Annotated in this window: 13 protein-coding genes and 1 tRNA gene; 8 read left to right on the top strand and 6 right to left on the bottom strand. The window is 47.7% G+C overall.

Annotated elements, in window-relative coordinates:
* Positions 1–306 precede the first annotated feature (306 nt).
* Entirely contained in the window at positions 307–723 is a 417-nt protein-coding gene (locus EL628_RS07205) for a hypothetical protein (RefSeq protein WP_126579286.1), read from the top strand.
* A gap of 80 nt (positions 724–803) precedes the next feature.
* Here EL628_RS07205 and EL628_RS07210 read toward each other — a convergent pair whose 3' ends face one another.
* Together EL628_RS07210 and EL628_RS07215 are read right to left on the bottom strand one after the other, a co-directional pair.
* Positions 804–2,090: an ArnT family glycosyltransferase gene (locus EL628_RS07210; RefSeq protein WP_161975322.1), complete on the bottom strand. Its 1,287-nt coding sequence runs from the start codon at positions 2,088–2,090 to the stop codon at positions 804–806.
* A 285-nt stretch (positions 2,091–2,375) separates the two neighbouring features.
* The gene (locus tag EL628_RS07215) at positions 2,376–3,023 is read right to left on the bottom strand and encodes a nitroreductase family protein (protein WP_126579288.1); all 648 of its coding nucleotides are present in this window, start codon (positions 3,021–3,023) and stop codon (positions 2,376–2,378) included.
* A 508-nt stretch (positions 3,024–3,531) separates the two neighbouring features.
* Here EL628_RS07215 and EL628_RS07220 point away from each other — a divergent pair.
* Positions 3,532–4,539, top strand: a complete 1,008-nt coding sequence (locus tag EL628_RS07220; protein WP_126579289.1) for a tyrosine-type recombinase/integrase — start codon at positions 3,532–3,534, stop codon at positions 4,537–4,539.
* Between the two features lie 53 nt (positions 4,540–4,592).
* Here the strand turns inward: EL628_RS07220 and EL628_RS07225 are convergent, their stop codons facing one another.
* From EL628_RS07225 to EL628_RS07240, 4 genes are all read right to left on the bottom strand, one after another.
* On the bottom strand, positions 4,593–5,183 hold the full coding sequence (locus EL628_RS07225) for a hypothetical protein (RefSeq protein ID WP_126579290.1): 591 nt from the start codon (positions 5,181–5,183) through the stop codon (positions 4,593–4,595).
* 95 nt (positions 5,184–5,278) lie between these two features.
* Positions 5,279–7,780, bottom strand: coding sequence for a ComEC/Rec2 family competence protein (locus EL628_RS07230; protein ID WP_161975323.1), 2,502 nt, complete (start codon positions 7,778–7,780; stop codon positions 5,279–5,281).
* A 156-nt stretch (positions 7,781–7,936) separates the two neighbouring features.
* On the bottom strand, positions 7,937–8,209 hold the full coding sequence (locus tag EL628_RS07235; RefSeq protein WP_126579292.1) for a hypothetical protein: 273 nt from the start codon (positions 8,207–8,209) through the stop codon (positions 7,937–7,939).
* The gene (locus EL628_RS07240) at positions 8,206–9,000 is read right to left on the bottom strand and encodes a ComEA family DNA-binding protein (protein WP_126579293.1); all 795 of its coding nucleotides are present in this window, start codon (positions 8,998–9,000) and stop codon (positions 8,206–8,208) included. Before EL628_RS07240 ends, EL628_RS07235 begins: the two co-directional genes overlap by 4 nt.
* Positions 9,001–9,301: 301 nt before the next feature.
* Here EL628_RS07240 and EL628_RS07245 point away from each other — a divergent pair, with 301 nt between their 5' ends.
* From EL628_RS07245 to EL628_RS07270, 6 genes are all read left to right on the top strand, one after another.
* Positions 9,302–10,048 (top strand): DUF4397 domain-containing protein, encoded by a 747-nt coding sequence (locus tag EL628_RS07245; protein WP_126579294.1) that lies wholly within the window; start codon positions 9,302–9,304, stop codon positions 10,046–10,048.
* A 303-nt stretch (positions 10,049–10,351) separates the two neighbouring features.
* Positions 10,352–10,423: transfer RNA gene (locus tag EL628_RS07250), tRNA-Arg, on the top strand.
* A gap of 367 nt (positions 10,424–10,790) precedes the next feature.
* Positions 10,791–12,470 (top strand): ABC transporter ATP-binding protein, encoded by a 1,680-nt coding sequence (locus tag EL628_RS07255; RefSeq protein ID WP_161975324.1) that lies wholly within the window; start codon positions 10,791–10,793, stop codon positions 12,468–12,470.
* Entirely contained in the window at positions 12,467–14,260 is a 1,794-nt protein-coding gene (locus EL628_RS07260) for an ABC transporter ATP-binding protein (protein ID WP_126579296.1), read from the top strand. Before EL628_RS07255 ends, EL628_RS07260 begins: the two co-directional genes overlap by 4 nt.
* Before the next feature lie 709 nt (positions 14,261–14,969).
* Positions 14,970–17,537: a magnesium-translocating P-type ATPase gene (gene mgtA / locus EL628_RS07265; RefSeq protein ID WP_126579297.1), complete on the top strand. Its 2,568-nt coding sequence runs from the start codon at positions 14,970–14,972 to the stop codon at positions 17,535–17,537.
* Between the two features lie 111 nt (positions 17,538–17,648).
* Positions 17,649–20,939 carry a chemotaxis protein CheB gene (locus tag EL628_RS07270; RefSeq protein WP_126579298.1) on the top strand — a complete coding sequence of 1,097 codons (3,291 nt, stop codon included), beginning with the start codon at positions 17,649–17,651 and terminating at the stop codon, positions 20,937–20,939.
* Positions 20,940–20,941 lie beyond the last annotated feature (2 nt).

Genomic DNA, 20,941 nt, shown 5'->3' on the forward strand with positions numbered 1-20,941 from the left:
CCTCTCTGCAAAAATAGCTTCAATGAAAGGGTTTGCTCTGAAAAGTATGCCTGTTTTCCGCTGAGTTTGTCAATGAAAGGGGATGATACTGATCGTTTGTTTTGTTCTAGAGGACAGAAAGAAAAACTGCGAGCAAATTGATAGATCTGGCATTGGCAAAGAGCGGCGTTGATGTGGTATCGTATGACAACACAAAGGATTTTCCATTTAGTTTGACTGGAAAAAGAAGTGTGTATTAACAAATATTTTCTTGCTAGGTGAAGCAAAACAGAGTAGTCTCAACTTGAAGAAGGGATGGTATATATCGTGAAAAAGGTCGAACACAAACGAGCAGCATTAGTGGCAAACCTGGGCGATCTCCATCGGCCTTTACGTGTCCGACCTGTGCGCTATCTGGCGCGCGAATGGTGGGCTATTGACACCGAGGATATCTGGCCTGGCATTGTTATGGATCTTCGCCGTCTTGGGTTTGAAGCTACGGCAATGGGAGAAGAAGTGCTGGTGCGCGAGGGCTCTCCTGCCTACGAACCACAACTAGAAGGTCCAAATGCAGAGAAAGGCTTAAAGGCCTTCCCGACTCTTCACCCAACGATTCAGATCCGCAAAGAGTCGCCCAAATATTCTTATTGGGATGACTACGCTTTTGAGGAGATTGAAGACGAAGAGGAAGATGAGGAGGAGGATGAACTGGAACCTGAAGATTTAGAGGCTGATCTCTACTAGATCCCTCTCGATCTTTTCGATAGATCCTTAAGCAGCATGCCCATCGACTCCTGGCGACCAGGAGTCGATGGGCATGCTGCTTATTTTTTGCGCAATCGCCGGAGATGGAGCATGCACCACCAGAGCACGCCCACGGCCCAGAGGATCAGCAATGGTTCCAGAGGAGCTCGAAAGCGGGGAATGCCATAGAGAACAATATTCTGTACGATCGTAAAAAGCAAGAAGAGATAGGCAAAGATCCAATCACGCCAGCGTTGCCAGCTGAGCACAAACCCGAGCGCTGCACAAAGAAGAAGCGGAGGAGTAAGCAGTTTCGTTGCCGTCATAAGCTTGTGGGAGGAGCGCCGTTCGAGAAAGCGATTACTGGGAAGATCGGCCTCTTGAGTCGTATTTTGCCAGGTATTGAGAAAATGGAGACTGAGAAGGTAGGGTAGTTGCGAGGGATGAGAGAGCATCCACTGCCAGGCTGTACTACGATAGGCGGCATCGCGTTTGACCTCACAGCTAGCAGTACATACAGCAGGAAAGCTCTGATTCATCTGAGGGACCGACTCTTCTGGTCTGACCCAGATGCCTAGATAATAGGGAAGATGCAAGACACTATCATTGTATGCTCCAACTAATACCTTACCATCCCCAACCGCAACTGGGATAAAGGCACCACTTACCATAACATTGCGTATCGTCCAGGGGGCAACAAACAAGAGCGTCACTAGCGATACACATAACCAGCATCTCTTTACCTGCACCCATGAAAGGACCTGTGCCCAACCCACCAGACCACACCAGAGCCAGAACAGGGCCAGTAGCGAAAGTCCATTGGGACGGGTGAGTGCCAGCAGCGCCAGTAGCAGACCAGGAAGCCAGGGTGAAATTTTCTCAGGCGAACGATGAAAGCAAAAGAGGCTATAGCAAAAGGCCAGCAGGAGAAACGTATAGAGCGATTCCGCATAGAGCCAGCCATCATACATAAAGAGGAATGGATAGAGGGCCCCGATCAGACCAGAGAGGAAGCCAAACCACAGCCCAAAGAGATCACGAGCAAAGCAGAACAATAACAGGCATGTGCCAGTACCAACAAAGCAGAGAAAAAGTCTCACCCCTTGATTGGAAGGACCAATGAGCATCTCCAGACCTGCAATCACAAAAGGCCAGAGCGGAGCACGCTCAACCGTAGGCACATGTGGGCTAAAACAATAACAGCCATCCAGGCGTAGATGATCAGCGATCGTCTGGTAGGTAAGAGAATCGTGAAGAGGGAAATAGCCATGAGCAACGGTAAGATTATAAGCGAGCCGTACTACGAGAGCAACTACTGCCACGCAGAGAAAAGAGTAGTGAACAAACCATTTTTTTGTAGCAACCATCGTTTCGCCTTCCCCTCGCCAGCCACATAAAATCTTCTCTATTGCAATAAAGAACGAATTGATCTTTGTGCAGTAACATAGAGGAGCGATACAAAAGTCTGGAGATTCCGTAGATTGCATCTTTAGATATGCTAGAGAAAGCCAGATGCGCCCTACCAGCAGCCATTCTCTGAATGCTACCTGTCATGCATATAAGCGGGAGAAAAAAGAGAGCCTCTCTACTCTAGCGATATACTGCCAGAACAGGGCGACTCTCTTCAACGTATCAACAGTGCTGCATGAAACTTATTCGGCAGGACCATTTTCGTAGAACACGACCTTTTCATGAGGATGGCGGCTGCCCTCAGCAGGGGTTTCGGCGGGGAAGCCAACCGGCAAGATGCAGTAGCTCTGCCATGTTTCGGGCACATGTAAAAAGCTGCGAAGCTCTTCCTCGATCTGGAAGTTGATATGCTGATTGGAGGCACCCAATCCAGCAGCGGAGATAGCATTCCAGAGATTAGCCTGAAAGATACCCAGAGCCTGAGCTGCAAAGTTTTTCCAGAGCTCAGGATTAAAGCCAGCAGGAGGATTGTGGGAGATGGTGGTATCTTCATACACAACAATAGTGAACACGCCGCTGCGATAGCCAGCCAGTCGAGCTATAGCACGTTCCAACTGTTCGCCCTGTAGTTTTGTGCTAAGGGTCTGCTCAACAAAGTTCCAGAAGTCTGTATTTCGTTCTTTCAGAATAACAATACGTGCGGGTTGTGAATTGCCTGAAGAAGCTGACCAGCGTCCAGCTTCCGCAATGGCGCGGATCGTCTCATCCGAGACAGGGCCAGCAGTTAATTTGCGAATCGAGCGGCGTTTCAATACATGATTGAGGTAACTATCCAGTCCAGCCTGATCGACCTGTAGAGCATTCTCACCAGTTAAAATCTCGGTACTCATCTTTTTCAATTTCCTCTGTGTCAAAACTGAGCAAGCTATAGAGATCGTCAAAAAGCATTTTTCTAACCCAACACTGGGAGAGCCATTTCTTGCATCAAATATAAATTGGTAGCTTCATTGCTGCGTGTACTACTTGACCATTCCGATACATCGTCTGGCTTGCTTTTAACTTATTAGATGTAACTATCCATAGTATAGTAGCTATGAAAAAAAAAGTAAAGCCTTTTGACCTCGCTGATGATGGTGTGTAGCTTTTGTGAGCAAAACCTTCCCTTCCTCATGAAGCATACACTATGTTAACGCAGCTTTCGTCCTTTTTACAATGTTGTTGAGTTTTGAGAAATAGCGATGATAGATGGTCAGGTGACGGAAATTCTGTTTGCGTGCTCTGTTGCCTATACCAGGCCACTAAATTCTGCTATAATGAAAAGCATAGGGACGTTTAAGAAAAGTTGCATTTGACGTACATGACATTGAAGTACACTATAGAGAGTCAAGGAGTAGGTTCATGCAGAAGGATGCTGAGAAGGATAGCGAACAGATAAGACACTCCTCGTCGATCCTGACAGAAGAAGAGGGTCCTGTTGAGGCGAGCCTGTTTGGTCTGTCCACGGCACTTTCAGAGTCAGAAGAGCAAGAAGAAAAAGAGTCTGTCCCGGCTCTCACGGACCAGTCTAGCTTATTGGACTGCGTGGGCCCCTATCGGCAAGAATTAATGCTCAAGGGTAAATCAAACTATACGGTAACCTGTTTCCTCTCTGACCTGAAAATGTTTAGCGATTTTATGGGCCATGATACCCCTGTAGGACGTCTCACCAAAGAGACGCTGACGGATTGGCTTATGAAGTTAAAATTTGGCAACCAGGGGCAAGTGCCTGCTCCAAAAACCATGGCGAGGCGCGTAACCTTTCTCAAGAATTTCTTTTCCTGGCTGGCGCGGGAAGGTATTATTCGAGAGGACCCATCGGCCAGCCTGACCCTGGAGCGCCCACTTCCCCCATTGCCAGAGCTACTAGAAGAAGAAGAAGTGAATCGTTTGCTGGAGGCAGCAGCAGAAGATGTACGTTGCCAATCGCTAGTCTATCTGGTTCTCTATGCAGGCTTAAAAAAAGAAGAGGTCATGGCCTTAAAAGTTCATTATATTGATCTGGCAGATCCGCAGGTCCCAATGGTCACTGTCCATTTTGCTGCATCGGCGGGAAAGCAACATCGCGAGCGCCGTCTGGCGTTACCGTCGGAGTTTAGTGGAATTTTTCAGAGCTATAAAGAGAGCTATGGTCTTACTGATACCGTATTTGCCTGCACCGACCGCAATTTGAATTATATCCTGGCTCGCGCAGTTAAACGCGCTGGCATTACCAGGCGTGTCACATTACAGCTTTTACGAGACACGTTTGCAGTTCGTCTTTTACAGAGCGAAGAATCATTTGATACCTTGCGTGAAAAGCTGGGGCTTTCCGACGAAGCCTGGTTGGAGACGCGTGAGAAATATCGTCGTCTGGCCTTCCCTAAATAAGAGCGCAGAAATGCGGCAGGCAATGAAAAATCATTTTTGTCATTGCCTGCATCTTATTGAGAGGGAGGAGGGCCATGGAGAATCAGAAAGCGCATAGCTTTACGATTCAGGACCCCATTAAGCAAAAGTGCATTGAGAATAATCGCACCAACAGCCATTGGCACAAGGCAGAAGATACCCAATCCCAATGTAAAAATCAGAGCGAGAATCACAAGCGGCCAGTAGAGTAAGAAACTTCCCAGCAACAACAGCACCCCCACCGTCGTTTCTCCCGCCATCAGCCAGCCGACACCGAAGATACCAACAAGTGAGAGAACGATCTCAGCAATAAGAGCTGTATCATTTTTATTGCTCACTGTAACCATCTGAGGGGGAGTAAATGTATTGGAGTATGAAGACGAATAGGGGTTTGAGGAGTGTGGAGGAGTCTGTGAATAGTGATAATCCTGTGAAGATGACTGTTTGTGATTGGGCAGAGAATAATCGAAAGGTGAACCTTCATAGCCCTGTTGATACGTATAGCCAGAGCGGCCATAAACAGTTGATGGTTGAGGCCTGGACCGAGCTTTTGGATTAGCTTGACCACAAGAGGGGCAGATAGCTACATATTCGTCAATGGTGGCGTGGCAGCGTTCACAAACCATAGTTACTTATAATCCTCAATAATGATAAACCAGTCTCGTCATGGAAGGTTCATCATCGGTAGACGACGTTCTTCTGCTTTAAATCATAAAGATTGTCAGGCTGTAAATTGAAGTCTCCAGCTATTCCCTTGTAGCCTCCATTCGGCTGTGCCAGATTGAGCAACAGCAATAATCTGGCCAGTGAAGGTTCTCTGCCAATCCTTAATGGTCATTGTTCCAGGGAACGTCTGTGCTGGCAATTTTTGTGTGTGCTGTGGTGGCGTCAGCATCAGACAGGTTGGGTGAGCTTTTTGTAAGAGCTCCACCAACTCAGGTGAGACCGTTGTCTCTTGATCGCCGACCATCTGTACAATATCAGCTTGCCACAGAGGAGCGAATGATGGGTTAGAGAGCGCCATCAAGGTTTGTTTGCTCTGAGCCCCTGTCCCTAACAGTAGAATATGGAGCCCTGGCAGAAGCAAGCGGAGCACGAGACTTCTATCACGGACCTCATCGCTTCCAGCAGGTCCTTGAGCCTGTGGCCAGAGAACCTGTACCAGAGTTTCATGATCCAGTGAAATGGTCATTCCCTGAGTAACTGGAAGATAATGAAGATTGCGTTCATCTATTGTACGTCGCCAGTGGGCATAGGTTGTAGTTGGATGGAGCATTCTGGCATCTATCACCGTTCCAATCTGATAGCGTGTAATAATATCCATCAATCCGGTGATCTGATCCAGGCGAGGTGATGTCAGAATAACCGCATCAAGAGTATGTTGCCAGGGGAAGAATTGAGGATCGAGAGCCGCAGCCAGAGAACTGCTATCCAGACCGCCATCAATCAAAACAGTTTTATTCTCGGCTGTGCGGAGAAAAATCGCCTCACCTTGAGCTGGCTGATTGGCGGGGCCAACGGCAAAAAACTGCAGCGTCATGGCATAGTGAGCTGGTTGGAACTGTATGCTCAAGAATGTGAGGAGTAAAATGAGAAGTGCCAGACCAATCTGTAGCCTCTTCCATATGCGAGGCGGCCATAGAAGCTTTGTCGATTGCTTTGAAGGAAGAGTGATTACAGATTGACGGAGAGAGAGTGCAAAGGGAATCAAAGCAAGATAGTAGAGCCATGAGAACGTCAGGTCTAGCGTCTGGACAATGAAATAAGCCCCTGGTACCTTCGAACTGAAATGAACGATCATCTGGACATACCAGAGGAGGGGCCATGCGATCCAGGCAGCAGGTAGCGCAAAAAGCGGAGTCACTAAACCTGCGAGGCTGATCCACAGACCCAATAAGATCAGAGGACTTAAGAGCGGAACCGTCAGCACATTTGCGAGTGGAGCAATGAGTGAGAACTGATGAAAAGTTAGAGCAAAAATAGGCAGCGTAGCTAACTGAGCGGCCAGCGTTACCGCACTATTCTCCACGATCAAATGGCCGGCAGGCAAACGTTCTAGAGGATGCAAGAAACGTTGCAACGTTGGTGTAAAGAGAACAATGCCTAAAGTCCCCAAAAAAGAGAGCTGAAAGCCAGTCTCCCAGAGTACAAAGGGATTAAAGCAAGTGAGCAGGAAAGCGCTGAAAGTCAGAGCCGTATAGACATTGTAAGAGCGTCCCAGGCGAGGAGCAAGGACTAAGACGGCCCCCATCATTCCGGAGCGTAGTGCTGCTGATCCACTGCCACTAAGAACCGTATAGCCCCCGATACAGAGGAGTTGGAGGAGCGTTGAGAGCCAGCCATGCCAATCGCGCAACGTTGTGCTTGGAAGCTGTCTTGTGTTGTGTGTCGGGAAGAGCCAGCGGGTACTGCTGGCCACCAGGCCACTCAAGATAGTTATTTTGAAGCCTGAAGGAACAATCATGTGAGCAGTCCCAGTCACGCCAAAATCAGAGGCAAGTGGTTGGAGCGCGGGCGTGCGAAGCCCTAACACAATGGCGATGAGCAATGCAGCTTCCGGTTGTAGAAGTGATTGGGTCATTGCAGTTGCCAGGAGAACGCGCAGATGATAGAGCCAGAGCAAGAGAGGGTTTCCACTATTGCCAGTGACTTTCACACGTGGAAAGCTCATGCTAGCAAAGATGCCAGGCGTATCTGGCATCATAGGTGATTGGAGCTTTCCCTGGAGCTCAACCTCATCACCATAGCTTGCCCCATACGGATCTTCAAGCGAAGTTCCGAGCGTTTGAACCGTAAGAGAACCATGGACATCCAGCCAGGGAGCCTGAGTGCCTCTAGAAAGAGTATGGGCCTCAACAACAAAACTTCGGCTGCGCCCCTGCAATTTTGGTTCCTCAAGAACAACACCTCGAATAGTCACCTTCGTTGATCCAATGAACGAAGCGATCTGTTGTGGATCATTGGAGGGGAGAGCAATGGTATAGCGCCAGGAGCCAGAGAGTAGACAGAACAGCATCAGCAGTAGCCAGCGGCACGCTCGAGAGGGATACACGATCAAGAAAGTGATCAGTAGTATCCCCATTCCAGCCAGAAGAAAGAGCGCAGAGAGAGCCAGCCAGGAAGCGATCATCATGCCAACCAACCACATACTACCCAGAACAACCAGCAACAGCCCCTGAAAAGGGTGTTCAGTTGCCAGCTGCTGTTGCCACCACACTTTCATCCCCATCCTCCCAGGCACTTCTAAGACACGATTGTACGATAGAATGAACTCCAGACATGGCTGTATGATCGAGTCATTTCGATTTTTAGGCGAGAGAAAAGCGAATAGAGAGTAGATACTATTACAAATTGTCTGTATGAATAATCTGATTGGGTACTAATGAGGGACGGATTGAATGACCAGACCTGTAAAATGCATAGCGCTATAGATGCCGATCCCTATTCCCAGGATCATCCCTGAAAGAGTCCCCAACTGGCGACCAATGCGTCCACCTTTTGTAAGGCTTTCATCCAGCGAATTAGCGACCAGCCATCCCAGCAGTATCCCGATGAGCCGACCGGCCAGGACACCAACAGCCAATCCGAGGAGAATACAGATTACCCAGATCACAATATCGAGAATTGAGAGCAGACCCCCTGAGATAGTCATGTAACAGTCACCATCCCTTGTATTTTTGTATAAATGGTTTTACTTACAACTTGCAACAATTGATCTACGGATGTAAAAGGTCCATGTTGCACACGATAATTAATAATGGTCTGTGCTGTGCGGCTGCTAAGGTGGAGCCGCTGACGTAATTCATCGGAACTGGCGCTATTGATATTGACCAGTTGGCCAGGAGAGCCATCCGACGTAGTGGTTGGGACAGTCGCTGTACCACTCATAAGACTGACAGGAGGGGTCTCACCGATGTGGGGAACATAGACCTCCTGCCCATCGATTAGGCGAGCTGCCAGATTAATCATTGCCAGATTAGCCGACGAAAGAGGTCCTCCAGCCGCTTGAAGCAATTGATAGACACGAGCATTGGTCATCAGAGTGTAAACGCCTGGATGCAGGACTGCTCCAGCCACATACGCCTGGATATCACCTGTTGTGGTATGTGGTGTCTCTACCGAAGGCGTTGTGTTGAACATTGTCGATGGATTATTCTGGGCTGAGAGAGAACTGGGCGTTGTAGCTGTTGTGGGATGCCATATGATATAGAGCACCACAGCCAGAGCCAGGATGATACCACTAATCAGGAGCCGTCGTCGCAAAGGTACCTGTTTGCGTGGAGACGGCTCAAGAGTTTCGTGAGCAGCAAGAGGTGGAGGATCAACAACAGGTGGTGTAATGGGCGTCAATGAGACAGCAGGAAAAGGTGCCGTTTGTTGTTGTGAGAGATGGAACTGGCGCAAATTAAAGCTTTTACGCTGTTCTGTCGGCACTGTAGCCATAGCTCCCTCCTCCACTAAATACTTCGACACTCAAAGAGTACTGTAATGAATCATAGATATCAATACTTAAAATTTATGATTTCGAATAGATTCGCATAAATAAGTATGGTGCTCCGCTAGAGTGGTCTGCAAAAAGCAGATATGGAAAAAAAGGTTACATAATTTTCCAGTTCTGGCTCTTGTGACTCGTCTACAATATGATTTCACGAACAAAGTGAACTTGCCTCTTTTCTTTATCTGGGTACGGAGCTTGTATCGCTCAAAAAAAGTCGTAAAAAACAAGGAAGTTGGGGAAAAACAGATGATTAAAAAGACTCTTCTCTCACTTGGTGTATTGACATTCGTGTTTCTCGCATTTTTTGCGAATATTGGTGTCCAGCCAGCCCGAGCTGCTGGTAAGGCGGCCCCTCTTTCATTCTCGGACAAGGTGTATCCTACCTATGTCGTGCATGGGATTCCTGGTGTGCCAGTCGATGTCTATGTCAATAAAAAGTTGATGTTGTCTAATTTTCAGCCTGGAACGACGGCTGGTCCCTTTAACCTGCCGACCGGTTTCTATGTCATTGCGCTCTACCCTGTAGGAGCTAATCCCGCAACGACCGCTGCTATTGTAAACACGCCAGTAGGAATTCTGTCCTCGCTTAACCCAACCTCGATTGTGGCCCGGCTGGATGGCCGAGGCAAACCAACGTTGCAAGCGATCCAGGAGAGTAATGATTTCGTTATCTTTCCGGGCGAGGGAATGGTTGCCGTTCGTGATGCATCCAATGGTGGTTTCACCTATCTGCAAGGGTGTGTCAATCCAGTTGGTACAACATCGAGCTTCTTCCCAACAGTAGGTAGCCTGGGTCAATATTTCCGCGCTGGACAATATGAAGTGCGGCTCTTTGACTTTGGTGCTACGGATTGTTCAAAAAAGCCTCTACTGAGTACAATTGTGACCGTCACTGAGGGTGTGAACATCAATGTCTATGCTGTTGGTGATAAGAATGCTGGAACGTTACAAGTCATAACATCCTCAATTGAGGATGAGGGGAACCGTTTCTAACCTGTCTGGTGATCTATGTTTCATGGTGTCCATTCATGTATTCCTGTGTGTCTTCTGCCGTAGATAGAGAGTACAAGGCATGTCGAACCGTACAACCTTCATTTTCTTTCTCTTCACGAGAGAGAGAAGAGGGATGGAGAGGCCCTGCAACCGTTACAAGGTTACAGGGCTTTTCTCTTCTATTTGAAGTGCGTGGTGTATTCCTTAAAAACTAGCTCTAAGGGATGTTGTTTTGCTGTGGTGTAATCTGGCTTGAGATGCGACTTGAGAAAGCTTGACGAATATGGTATAATCGCTTATGAAGTTCCCGTAGCTCAGTGGATAGAGCACCGGTCTCCGGAACCGGTGGCGCTGGTTCGATTCCAGTCGGGAACACTCCACAAGCCCGCCTCGCAGGCGGGTTATTTTTTGCCCCGCTCCCCGAGATGCTCGGTTGACAGTAACGTCGCCAGACAGTCCTGGACTGCAGTGTATTGAGCAGATTTATCGCCTCTTTTTGTAGCAATGGTAGTACATGTGAATAGGTATTCAGGGTCATTTCTGTGTAGAAAGCAACGAGCACGAAGGAAGAAGCCGATCTTCTGATATACATCTCAAAAACAGCCTACTTTTGATGAAGGAGATATCAATGACAGCACTTGACTCTCATTCTCGCTCTGTAGCACAATCTCGGATCACTATGCGACAGTATACATCATTACTGATAACCTATTTACAACCCCAATGGAAAAGAGTCGCCATAATGATTCTTTTTTTATTTACGAGCATTGGTCTGCAATTGTTAAATCCGCAAATACTTCGTGTATTTATCGACACCGCTCAGAGAAATACCGATATCTGGGTACTGACACGTATCGGGTGTATTTTTCTGGCTGTAGCGATTGGTGGACGGATAGTCGCTGCCTTTGCCAATTACTGGAGTCAGAATGTCAGTTTATATGCAACGAACCTCTTACGCGCAGATCTTGCTGAACATTGTTTGAGGCTTGACCGCTCATTTTACATGAAATATAGTCCAGGTGAACTCATTGAGCGGGTTGATGGTGATATTAATGGTCTTAGCAGTTTTTTCTCTCAGTTTGTTGTGCGCATTCTAGGGAGCGGACTGTTTATCGTCGGTATACTTGTGCTGGTCACATGGCAATACCCCTGGATCGGCATGGTATTGATCGTCTATATGCTGCTTGGGTTGACCCTCTTCACGCGCCTCCAGAAAGTAGGCAAATCAGCATATAAAAATTCCAGACAAGCCAAAGCTAACATGAGTGGTTTCTGGGGAGAAGCACTGGGAAGTCTAGAAGATATGGCAGTCAATGGCGGCGCGAATTACATTTTACATCGCTATTTTACACTTCAGCGCCAGGAGCGCAAGGCAGATGTGCGCAGTGAGGTCTACTGGTCCTCTTACGAAGGAATCTGTGAACTCTTTTTTACTTCCTGCACTGTGCTGGTGCTGGTGATGGCCGCCTACCTTTTTACGCAAGGTGTCTTAAGCATCGGAGCAATCGTTCTACTCCTGAGCTATGCCACGCAGTTGCTGACGAACACTTTTGATATTACTGATCAGCTAGATACTTTACAGCGGGCAACTGCCAGTATTGAGCGGATCAACGAACTCTATCATACGAAAAGCAAAGTACAGGATGGGCCTGGAGTGGATTTTCCTGCTGGCCCGCTCGCTATCACCTTTGAAGATGTTTCATTTGAGTACGAGCCTGATCAGCCAGTGCTTCAGCATCTCTCTTTTTCAGCGAAACCCGGTGAATTGATTGGGGTCATTGGCCGAACGGGGAGTGGCAAAACCACCATTGCACGTTTGCTCTTACGATTTTATGATCCAACAAGTGGCGTCATCAAACTCGGTGCCCAGAATGTATGTGATGCTCACATCGACGATTTGCGTGAGCGGATTGGGATTGTGACGCAAGATGTGCAGCTGCTCCAGGCCAGCTTGCGCGATAATATTACGCTCTTTGATCCGTCAATCGATGACACCCGTATTCTTGAAGCCATTTATGCGCTCGGATTGGAGACCTGGCTTGACGCCCTACCCGCAGGGCTTGACACAAAACTTTCTAGCGATGGTATGGGTGTATCAGCAGGAGAGGCTCAATTATTGGCATGTGTGCGTGTCTTTCTCCGTGACCCACAACTCTTGATCTTTGATGAGGCCACGTCTCGGCTCGATCCAGCAACAGAAGAATTGGTTACGCATGCTATGCTGCGTCTGTTCGATAATCGTACAGGTATTGTAATAGCGCACCGCCTTGCTACTATCGCACACGTCCATCATATCATGGTCCTGCACGCGGGACAGATCGTAGAATTTGGGCCACGGAGTGAATTAGCTGCCAGTTCAACATCGCGCTACGCTCAGCTTTTGCACATGATGGATTCAGACTCAGAGGAGGTGTTGCTATGAAAACCTGGGTACTGTTATGGAAGATCCTGAGATTCGCTCCTCGAAGCTATACGGTAAGCTTTTTGTTGCAGTTTCCACGCTGTCTGCTCGTCCTGATACCAGGATTGCTCGTACAGCAGATAGTAGATGGCCTGTCACATGGCATGAAGATTGGACCAAACTTCTGGAGTTTAATCGCTATCGTCCTTGGCGCATCCCTTGGTCGTGCGCTAACGGTTCCGGTCGCTATTGTGAGCGAGCGCTCCACAATGTACGAGGGATGTACATTGATGCGTAAAAACATTGTGAAGTATATCTTGGATCAGCCAGCGGCAAAAGCGCTCTCACATGATACCGGAGAGATTATGAACCGCTTGCAATGGGATACGTTCCGCATTCCATTTTTCTTGACAATCTTTTTGTTTTTTTGTGTTGGCCTGTTCCAATTTGCGGCGGCAGTGATTATTATGGCTCGTGCCAGTATCCTCTTAACCGTGATTGCGTTAGGACCAATCGTTCTGGGCAATGTCGTCGTCTATATATTTGGAAAGAAAACAGAGCACTTCCGACGCGCAAATAATGAGGCGTCCGATAGGGTAAGCAGTTTTCTCATGGAGATTTTTAAGTCTGCACAGGTTATCCAGGTAACAGGGTCGACTCGGCATATTATAAAGCATTTCAAAGACTTAAATGATCGAAGACGACAGACCTCTTTAAGTGAAGACCTTTTTCTCAATACGGTCCTGGGTGTCTTTGATACTGGTATGTCGTCCCTGAGCACTGGATGTATTCTATTGTTAGCGGGAAGCTACTTAAAATCTGGCCAATTTACCGTGGGGAACTTTACCTTATTTGTGACATACTTGCCATTCATTGCCTCTCTTATCAGTCAGTGTATGGGATTGGTTACGCATTATCGCCAGGTAAAGGTGGCTCATGAGCGTTTAACAACCTTATTGGATGACCCATCGGGTCAAGCATTGGTCGCTTATGGGCCTATCTATCTACGGGGCTCGCTACCAACTATAGAGCTTCCGGTGAAAACAAGAGAGGATGTTTTGCAGCAGTTAGAAGTGCGTAACCTCTCCTGTACCTATAAAGATGGAACGTGTGGTATTGCCAATATCTCATTTAGTATTTGTCAAGGGCAACTTGTCGTTATCACTGGACGGATTGGCGCAGGAAAAACAACGCTACTTCGTGCGCTGCTTGGTTTGTTGGACCGTGAGGGTGGGGAAATGTATTGGAATGGCAGGTTAATTACCGATCCAGCGCGCTTTTTTCTTCCACCACGTTGTGCCTACACTCCCCAAACTCCCCATCTGTTCAGCACCACGATAGCAGAAAATATCTCTTTAGGGGTAGATTTTGACCAGACAGTGGTGAATACTGCAGTGAAAACAGTTGCGCTTGAAAGGGATCTGGCGACATTCATTGAGGATGTAGAAACGGTGATTGGTCCTCGTGGTATCAGGCTATCTGGGGGCCAGATGCATCGTGTTGCAGCCGCACGCATGTTCGTGCGAACACCAGAGTTGCTGGTGTTCGATGATCTTTCCAGTGCACTCGACGTTGAAACGGAGAGGGAACTCTGGCAAAACATTTTTGAAAAGGGTCAAGAATCAGCTTCCTCTCTGGCTGGCGATCATCCACGTGTAAATACTTGTCTGGTCGTCTCTCATCGTCGATCCGTGTTGCGTCGTGCCGATCAGATCATTGTCTTGAAAGATGGGCAGATAGAAGCAGTTGGTCCTTTGCAGGAACTGCTCACAATATCAGAAGAGATGAAAATGTTGTGGGGTGAAGCGTAATCCTTTAAGATATTCCAGTCAGGTGCCCAATTGAGCCAGGAATAACTCAGCAATAAGAGAGGCGAGAAGGGTTTTTTGACATCGTGCAGTCATGTAAAAGTGATTGTCAGGCCTGTCGCCACTCTCTTTTGCTCTTCTATGCTTTCATTAGATAAGATAAAGGCAGATTCGCTATCCTGTGGCAAAAATCATATGCTGGTCAAATTCATTGTAATGTTTCATGAAAAGTGTATAATAGAGTAACTTGAACTGCATTACATACATTTTTTAGAGAGAGCCAGAAAGCTACGAAATGTAGGGGAGGAGAGAGACGAAATAGCATCTTTCATTATCGCGTGTTATACTTCTACCAGAACACTTCTCCATTGAATGCAGGTTTGTAACAGAGGCTTCACCACTTAAAGGCTTAATCAGAGCCGATCAAAAAACCATTAATGCAAACGACCAACAATCCTCCTCAAGCAATTTTCACGTTTTATCTGTAGCACCAACCATCCCAGGCATGAAGCACTGAAGCTTTTCATGAAGCAAACCACCGTTGGCCAGTTCGGGTTTCTCATCTCAGTGGTCGAAACATGAATGGAAGAGGATCGAGCTTTGAGTACGGTGCTGATCAACTTCCAGGTCCCATCCAGGCTTATTCCAGGTCTTATAGATGCAGCCAGCGCTGTTTGCAGGCATAGATAGGGTACATATTTAGGAGCAGCATATGCAACAGTCACCTTCTCCTCAGGTAACCCGGACCCGGCCTGACGAGGAAAAAGCAGATATATCGACGGTTCCGTTACAGAAATTGTTCGCTCAACTCGAGAGCAGCGAGCAAGGACTGACAGGTATACAGGCAAGCAAGCATCTAAAAAAATATGGTCTAAATGATATGTCAGGATTGAAGCATACAGCACCGTTGCTTCACTTTCTGCACCTGTTTTTGAACCCACTGATTGCTATTCTGCTTATTGCGAGCATCGTCTCGGCTATCCTGGGTGATGCCGTTGATGCTGGCATCATCATTATTATTGTGCTCCTTAGCAATGTGCTCAATTTTATCCAGACGTCCCGATCACAGAATGCTGTAGAGAAGCTACGTGCAGATGTAGCTCCCACTGCCAGTGTGCTACGCGATGGCAAATGGCTTGAATTGGCGCGCCGTGAGGTTGTGCCTGGAGATATTGTTCGTCTTACCGCAGGAGATATGGTCCCTGCTGATGCTCGTCTGATCCAGGCAACGGATCTTCATGTGCAGCAGGCTGCGCTGACAGGTGAGTCGTTCCCTGTGGATAAAAGGGCTGTTGACGTGAGTGATACTACGGAAAATTTTGCCAATGCACCCAACTGTGTTTTCCTTGGGACTTCTGTAGTGAGTGGCCTGGGCATCGCCCTTGTGACGGCAACGGGCCAACAGACAGCCTTTGGCGATATTGCGGTACGGCTGGCCAGCCACGCGCCTGAGACTGAGTTTGAGCGTGGCATCAAGAGCTTTGGTGTATTGATTACACAGACCGTGTTTTTTCTCGTGATCTTTATCGTTCTGGTTGGCATCATTGGCCATCATCAGCCATTTGAGACAGTGCTCTTTGCGATCTCCCTTGCAGTTGGTCTGACGCCTGAATTTTTGCCCATGATTACAACGGTTACACTGGGGCAGGGGGCTTTGCGGATGGCAAAGCGTAAGGTCATCGTCAAGCACCTGGAGTCTATCCAAAACTTCGGGAGCATTGACACATTGTGTAGCGATAAGACAGGGACACTGACCAGCGGCGAGACGAGGCTTGAAGGTTTTGTGGATCTCCTGGCGAAAGAATCCAAACAAGTTCTATTATTTGGCTCTTTGAATAGTGCCTATCAGATGGGGATGAAAAGCCCGCTTGATGAAGCTATTCTCAGTCATGGCCCCATCGATATGAATGGGTATACAAAAGTAGGCGAGATCCCCTTCGATTTTGAACGGCGCTGTCTTTCCGTCGTTGTTCAATCGGGGGATGAGTATCTCATTATTACTAAAGGTGCTCCTGAGAGCGTCCTGGCACGTTGCACCGCGTATGAGATCAACGGTGAACAGAAGCTATTCGCTGATGCGAGCGATGAGCAAACGGCTTTTGTAAAAATGTATTGTGATCTTAATTCGCAAGGATACCGTGTGCTTGCAGTTGCTTATCGCGTCATCTCGCGACAAGAAAAGTATCAGAAAAACGACGAGCAATCTCTGGTATTGCTTGGCTTTCTGAACTTTGCCGATCCCCCTAAGGAGGATGCTGCTCGGGTATTGCAGACATTCAAAAGTGATGGGGTACAGGTAAAGATCCTGACGGGCGATAATGAACTGGTTACTCGACATGTGTGTAATCAGGTTGGGATAGAGAGTACAAGGATCGTACTGGGTAGTGAACTGGATCATATGACCGATCCTGCATTGGCGCAAGTGGTTGAGGAAGCGAATGTGTTTGCACGTGTCTCCCCGTCTCAGAAAAACCGCATTATTCTGGCTCTCAAGAGCCGGAAGCATGTGGTTGGTTATATAGGGGATGGGATCAATGATGCTCCATCGCTCCATGCTGCCGATGTTGGCATCTCAGTCTCTACTGGCGTTGATGTGGCTAAGGATGCAGCCGACATTATCCTGCTTGAACAGAGTTTGCAGGTCCTGCACGACGGCATTTTAGAGGGGCGCAAGGCCTTTGGCAACGTCGTCAAGTATCTTCTGATGGGTACCAGCTCAAATTTTGGGAATATGTTTAGTATGGCGGGGGCATATGTCTTTCTTCCTTTCCTTCCAATGCTCCCATCACAGATTCTGCTGAATACTTTTCTCTACAATATTTCTCAAGTAACTATTCCCAGTGATAACGTGGATGCAAGCTATCTGAGAAAGCCACAACAGTGGAACATCGGACTGATTCGCAACTTCATGCTCTTCATCGGGCCAGTTAGCTCAATCTTTGACTTCCTGACTTTCTTTATCATGCTACGAGTCTTCAATGCGGGGGAGACGCTTTTCCATACTGGCTGGTTTGTGGAATCACTCGCAACTCAGACATTGGTGCTGTTTGTTATTCGTACAGCAGGCAATCCGCTGCGCAGCCGTCCAAGCCTCTCACTCACGATGACGACGCTCTTTATTGTTGTACTTGGTTTTGTCCTTCCCTATACGCCAATGGCTGGACCTCTTGGTTTTATGCCATTGCCACCTCTTTACTTTCTCTTTCTTGCAGCGATGATTATTAGCTACCTGCTGCTTGTTGAAGTAGTGAAAAGGCGATTGATGAGACGATATGCGTAAGGCTTCAATGAGGCAGAAATTATCCCTCGATGTCCTTCTTTTCTGCTTTTGCTACCCATTTTATGTTTCATTGTACTCATGTATTAGTATATTGAGAGAAGAAGGGAAACGATGTTGGATAGAGGAAAAGATCTTGATGGGCCTGCACTGCACGATCAGCCTGCTCGCGACCAGCCTGCTAAGGAATCCTTTCGTATTGTGGGAATTGGTGCCTCGGCTGGTGGATTGGAAGCTTTTACACAGCTCTTATCTCACTTACCATCTGTAACAGGGATGGCCTATATATTTGTGCAGCATCTGGACCCTAACCATCAAAGTATTTTACCAGATCTCCTTGCACGTGTGACCAGGATACCTGTGTATGTTATCCAGGACCTGATGCGGGTAGAGCCCGATCATGTGTATGTTATCCCTCCAAACGTCGATCTTATCATAGAACAAAGAACGCTTCGTCTTCTGCCACGAACGCAGCAAGGTGGTCAGCACCTGACGATTGATCGCTTTTTCCGTTCGCTGGCAACTGATCAGAAGCAGCAGGCTATTGGTGTTGTGCTTTCTGGAACTGCTAGTGATGGTACTGCGGGTTTGCAAGCCATTCATGAGCAAGGAGGCATGACGTTTGCCCAGACGATAGAATCATCTGCATATCCACAGATGCCCCAGCACGCGATTGCCTCTAATTGTGTCGATCAGATTCTGTCGCCAGAGGGGATAGCTCTGGAGCTACAGGATCTTATCGAGCATCCATACTTTGAGACGCTCTTTCCATTGGAACCAGACAGGTTATCAGTTGATGAGTTGCAGGCATTTACAGTGATTCGCCAGTTGCTCTGTGAGGCAACTGGTGTGGACTTTCTTGCATATCGAATGACTACATTACAGCGGCGAATCTTGCGTCGTATGGCAGTTGTACAGGTTGATCAGTTTCTTGCATATTCCCTCTACCTGAAAGATCATCCATCTGAGATGGAGGCGTTGAGTCAGGAAGTTCTGATCCATGTAACACGTTTTTTTCGCAATCAATCAGCCTTCGAAGCAATCACTCGTGTGGTTTTTCCTGGGATTGTCCCCCATCTCTTGCCTGGAAACCCTATCAGAATCTGGATTGCAGGATGTTCTACTGGTGAGGAAGTGTATTCTCTCGCTATCTTATTACTAGAGTTTCGAGAGACTCACGGCCTTGCCCTTCCTTTTCAGATCTTTGCAACTGATATTGATACAGGAGTTCTCAAACAGGCCAGGGCGGGTATCTATCAGAGAAAGGCGTTGCAGGATGTTTCATCTGAGCGTTTACAGCGTTTCTTCCTTCCCCTCGATCGAAGCGGGGAGCGCTATCAGGTTAACGCATCCATTCGCGAACAGTGCGTCTTTGCGCGACACAATCTGGCATATGATCCCCCCTTTTCGCGTCTGGACTTGCTCAGTTGCAGAAATGTTCTCATTTATCTGATGCCCTCTGCACAAGAGAAAGTCCTGCAAACGCTCCATTATGCCCTGAAACCACATGGGTTCCTGGTGCTTGGAGCTTCAGAAAGTGTAGGACCGGATTCCGGCCTCTTTACACGTGTGGAACCGCACCAAAAAATATTTACAAAAAAAAGTTGGAAACAAAACTTTTTGCCACCTGTGATTGGACCTGGAGATGACCGTGTTGCCAGGCCAGAAGGTGTCAAAAAGGAGGTACAGAAAATGCTTCATATGCCTACACTTCAACAAGAAGCTGAACGCCTCCTGTTAACCACATATGCACCAGCCTGTGTTGTTCTCGATGCAGACTTGCAGATTCTCCATCTTCGTGGGAATACGAACCTTTACCTGGAACCAGTTGCAGGGAAAGCCACCTTTCATGTGCTGAAATGGGCTCGTGAAGGGTTGAAATTAGGTTTGCGTGCGACCATTCTGGCGGCCCAGAAAGAGGATCGTCCTGTAAGCAGGGACCAATTGCGCTTGAGCAACATGAATAATCTGGTGCGAATTACTGTCGTGCCTCTTAAAGCCTCTTCCCTGGTCAATGGCTTTCTCGTCATATTTGAAGATGATGGACCAGTCATAACACCAACATTGCTGAGCAACTTTCTGGGTAGAGGAGCCAGACGTGATGGGGCTGCCCGCATCGCCGTCCTGGAACAGGAGCTGGCAAAGACCTGGGCCGAGGTGCAGTTAACACTAGATGCCGATGAGAAAGCCAATGTGTCTTTACAGGAAGCCAATGAGGAGGTTCATTCAAGCAATGAAGAGCTACAGAGTATCAACGAAGAATTAGAAACCTCTCAGGCCGAAGTACAGGCCATTAATGAAGAATTGACGAGCACCAATCAAGAACTGCAAACACGGAATGAGCAGCTGCGTATTGCCCAGGACTATGCGGAATCGATTGTTGAGACGGTTCGCGAACCACTGGTAGTTCTTAATGCCGATATGCGAGTTCAGAGTGCAAATACCTCTTTCTACACCTTCTTTCATGTGGTGCCTCCACAAGTGATACAACGAACGTTATGGGAACTGGGGAATGGACAATGGGATCGGCCCGATGTCCATAGATTGATCCAGGAGGCACAGGATATCCACCACACATTCCATGATATCGAGGTCGAACACGATTTTCCCACTATTGGACACAGAGTGGTGCTATTGAGTGGCCGTTCCATTATCAGCGAGCGAAAGGGAACCAGGGATCATTTAATCTTATTGGCCATAGAAGATATCACCGCACGAAAGGAACTGGAGCGACAGAAAGAAACCTTACTTAGTATGGTCAGTCATGAATTGAACACGCCTCTCACCAGTGCGAAAGGGTTTGTTCAACTGCTCCAACGTCGGATGAAGAAAGCTGAAGATCAGCAAATGGTATCCGAACTTGTGCAGATCGATGGAAGCCTGGATCGATTATCAGATTTAATCAGAGGTTTACTCGATGAGAGTGCACTGGAAGCAGGCATGTTCTCTATCCACCCGGACACCTTTGTTGTCAATGATCTCGTACAAGAAGTTATCAAGGAGCAGCAAAGCATCTGGCCTGATCGGATTCGACTAGAGACTCTGACTTCGATACGAGCCTATGCTGATCGTGAACGTACGGGACAAGTCTTACGTAACCTGCTCAGCAATGCATTGAAATATTCTCCTATCCAGGAGCCAGTGTGGGTCAGCGTTCAGGTCATCGATGCAATAATTCAGTTCAGTGTCCAGAATCAGGGAAAAGGGATTCCACAGGATCAGCAAGCCAGAATTTTTGAGCGCTTCGTGCGGATTGATGCGCCAGAACATCATGCTGTGAAAGGCATGGGGTTGGGACTCTATATTGCTGCGCAGATTGTGAGGCAGCAAGGGGGCAAGATCTGGGTAGAAAGTGCTCCCAATCAAGGGGCAACCTTCTTTTTCACCCTTTCACTTGCGGAATGACA

Origin of the sequence: Tengunoibacter tsumagoiensis (assembly GCF_003967535.1) — a bacterium.
Lineage (GTDB): Bacteria > Chloroflexota > Ktedonobacteria > Ktedonobacterales > Ktedonobacteraceae > Tengunoibacter > Tengunoibacter tsumagoiensis.

Coding starts and splice junctions, on each gene's coding strand:
- EL628_RS07210 (WP_161975322.1), bottom strand. CDS start 2,090: ATGGTTGCTACAAAAAAATGGTTTGTTCACTACTCTTTTCTCTGCGTG.
- EL628_RS07215 (WP_126579288.1), bottom strand. CDS start 3,023: ATGAGTACCGAGATTTTAACTGGTGAGAATGCTCTACAGGTCGATCAG.
- EL628_RS07220 (WP_126579289.1), top strand. CDS start 3,532: ATGCAGAAGGATGCTGAGAAGGATAGCGAACAGATAAGACACTCCTCG.
- EL628_RS07225 (WP_126579290.1), bottom strand. CDS start 5,183: ATGGTTTGTGAACGCTGCCACGCCACCATTGACGAATATGTAGCTATC.
- EL628_RS07230 (WP_161975323.1), bottom strand. CDS start 7,780: ATGAAAGTGTGGTGGCAACAGCAGCTGGCAACTGAACACCCTTTTCAG.
- EL628_RS07235 (WP_126579292.1), bottom strand. CDS start 8,209: ATGACTATCTCAGGGGGTCTGCTCTCAATTCTCGATATTGTGATCTGG.
- EL628_RS07240 (WP_126579293.1), bottom strand. CDS start 9,000: ATGGCTACAGTGCCGACAGAACAGCGTAAAAGCTTTAATTTGCGCCAG.
- EL628_RS07245 (WP_126579294.1), top strand. CDS start 9,302: ATGATTAAAAAGACTCTTCTCTCACTTGGTGTATTGACATTCGTGTTT.
- EL628_RS07255 (WP_161975324.1), top strand. CDS start 10,791: ATGATTCTTTTTTTATTTACGAGCATTGGTCTGCAATTGTTAAATCCG.
- EL628_RS07260 (WP_126579296.1), top strand. CDS start 12,467: ATGAAAACCTGGGTACTGTTATGGAAGATCCTGAGATTCGCTCCTCGA.
- mgtA (WP_126579297.1), top strand. CDS start 14,970: ATGCAACAGTCACCTTCTCCTCAGGTAACCCGGACCCGGCCTGACGAG.
- EL628_RS07270 (WP_126579298.1), top strand. CDS start 17,649: ATGTTGGATAGAGGAAAAGATCTTGATGGGCCTGCACTGCACGATCAG.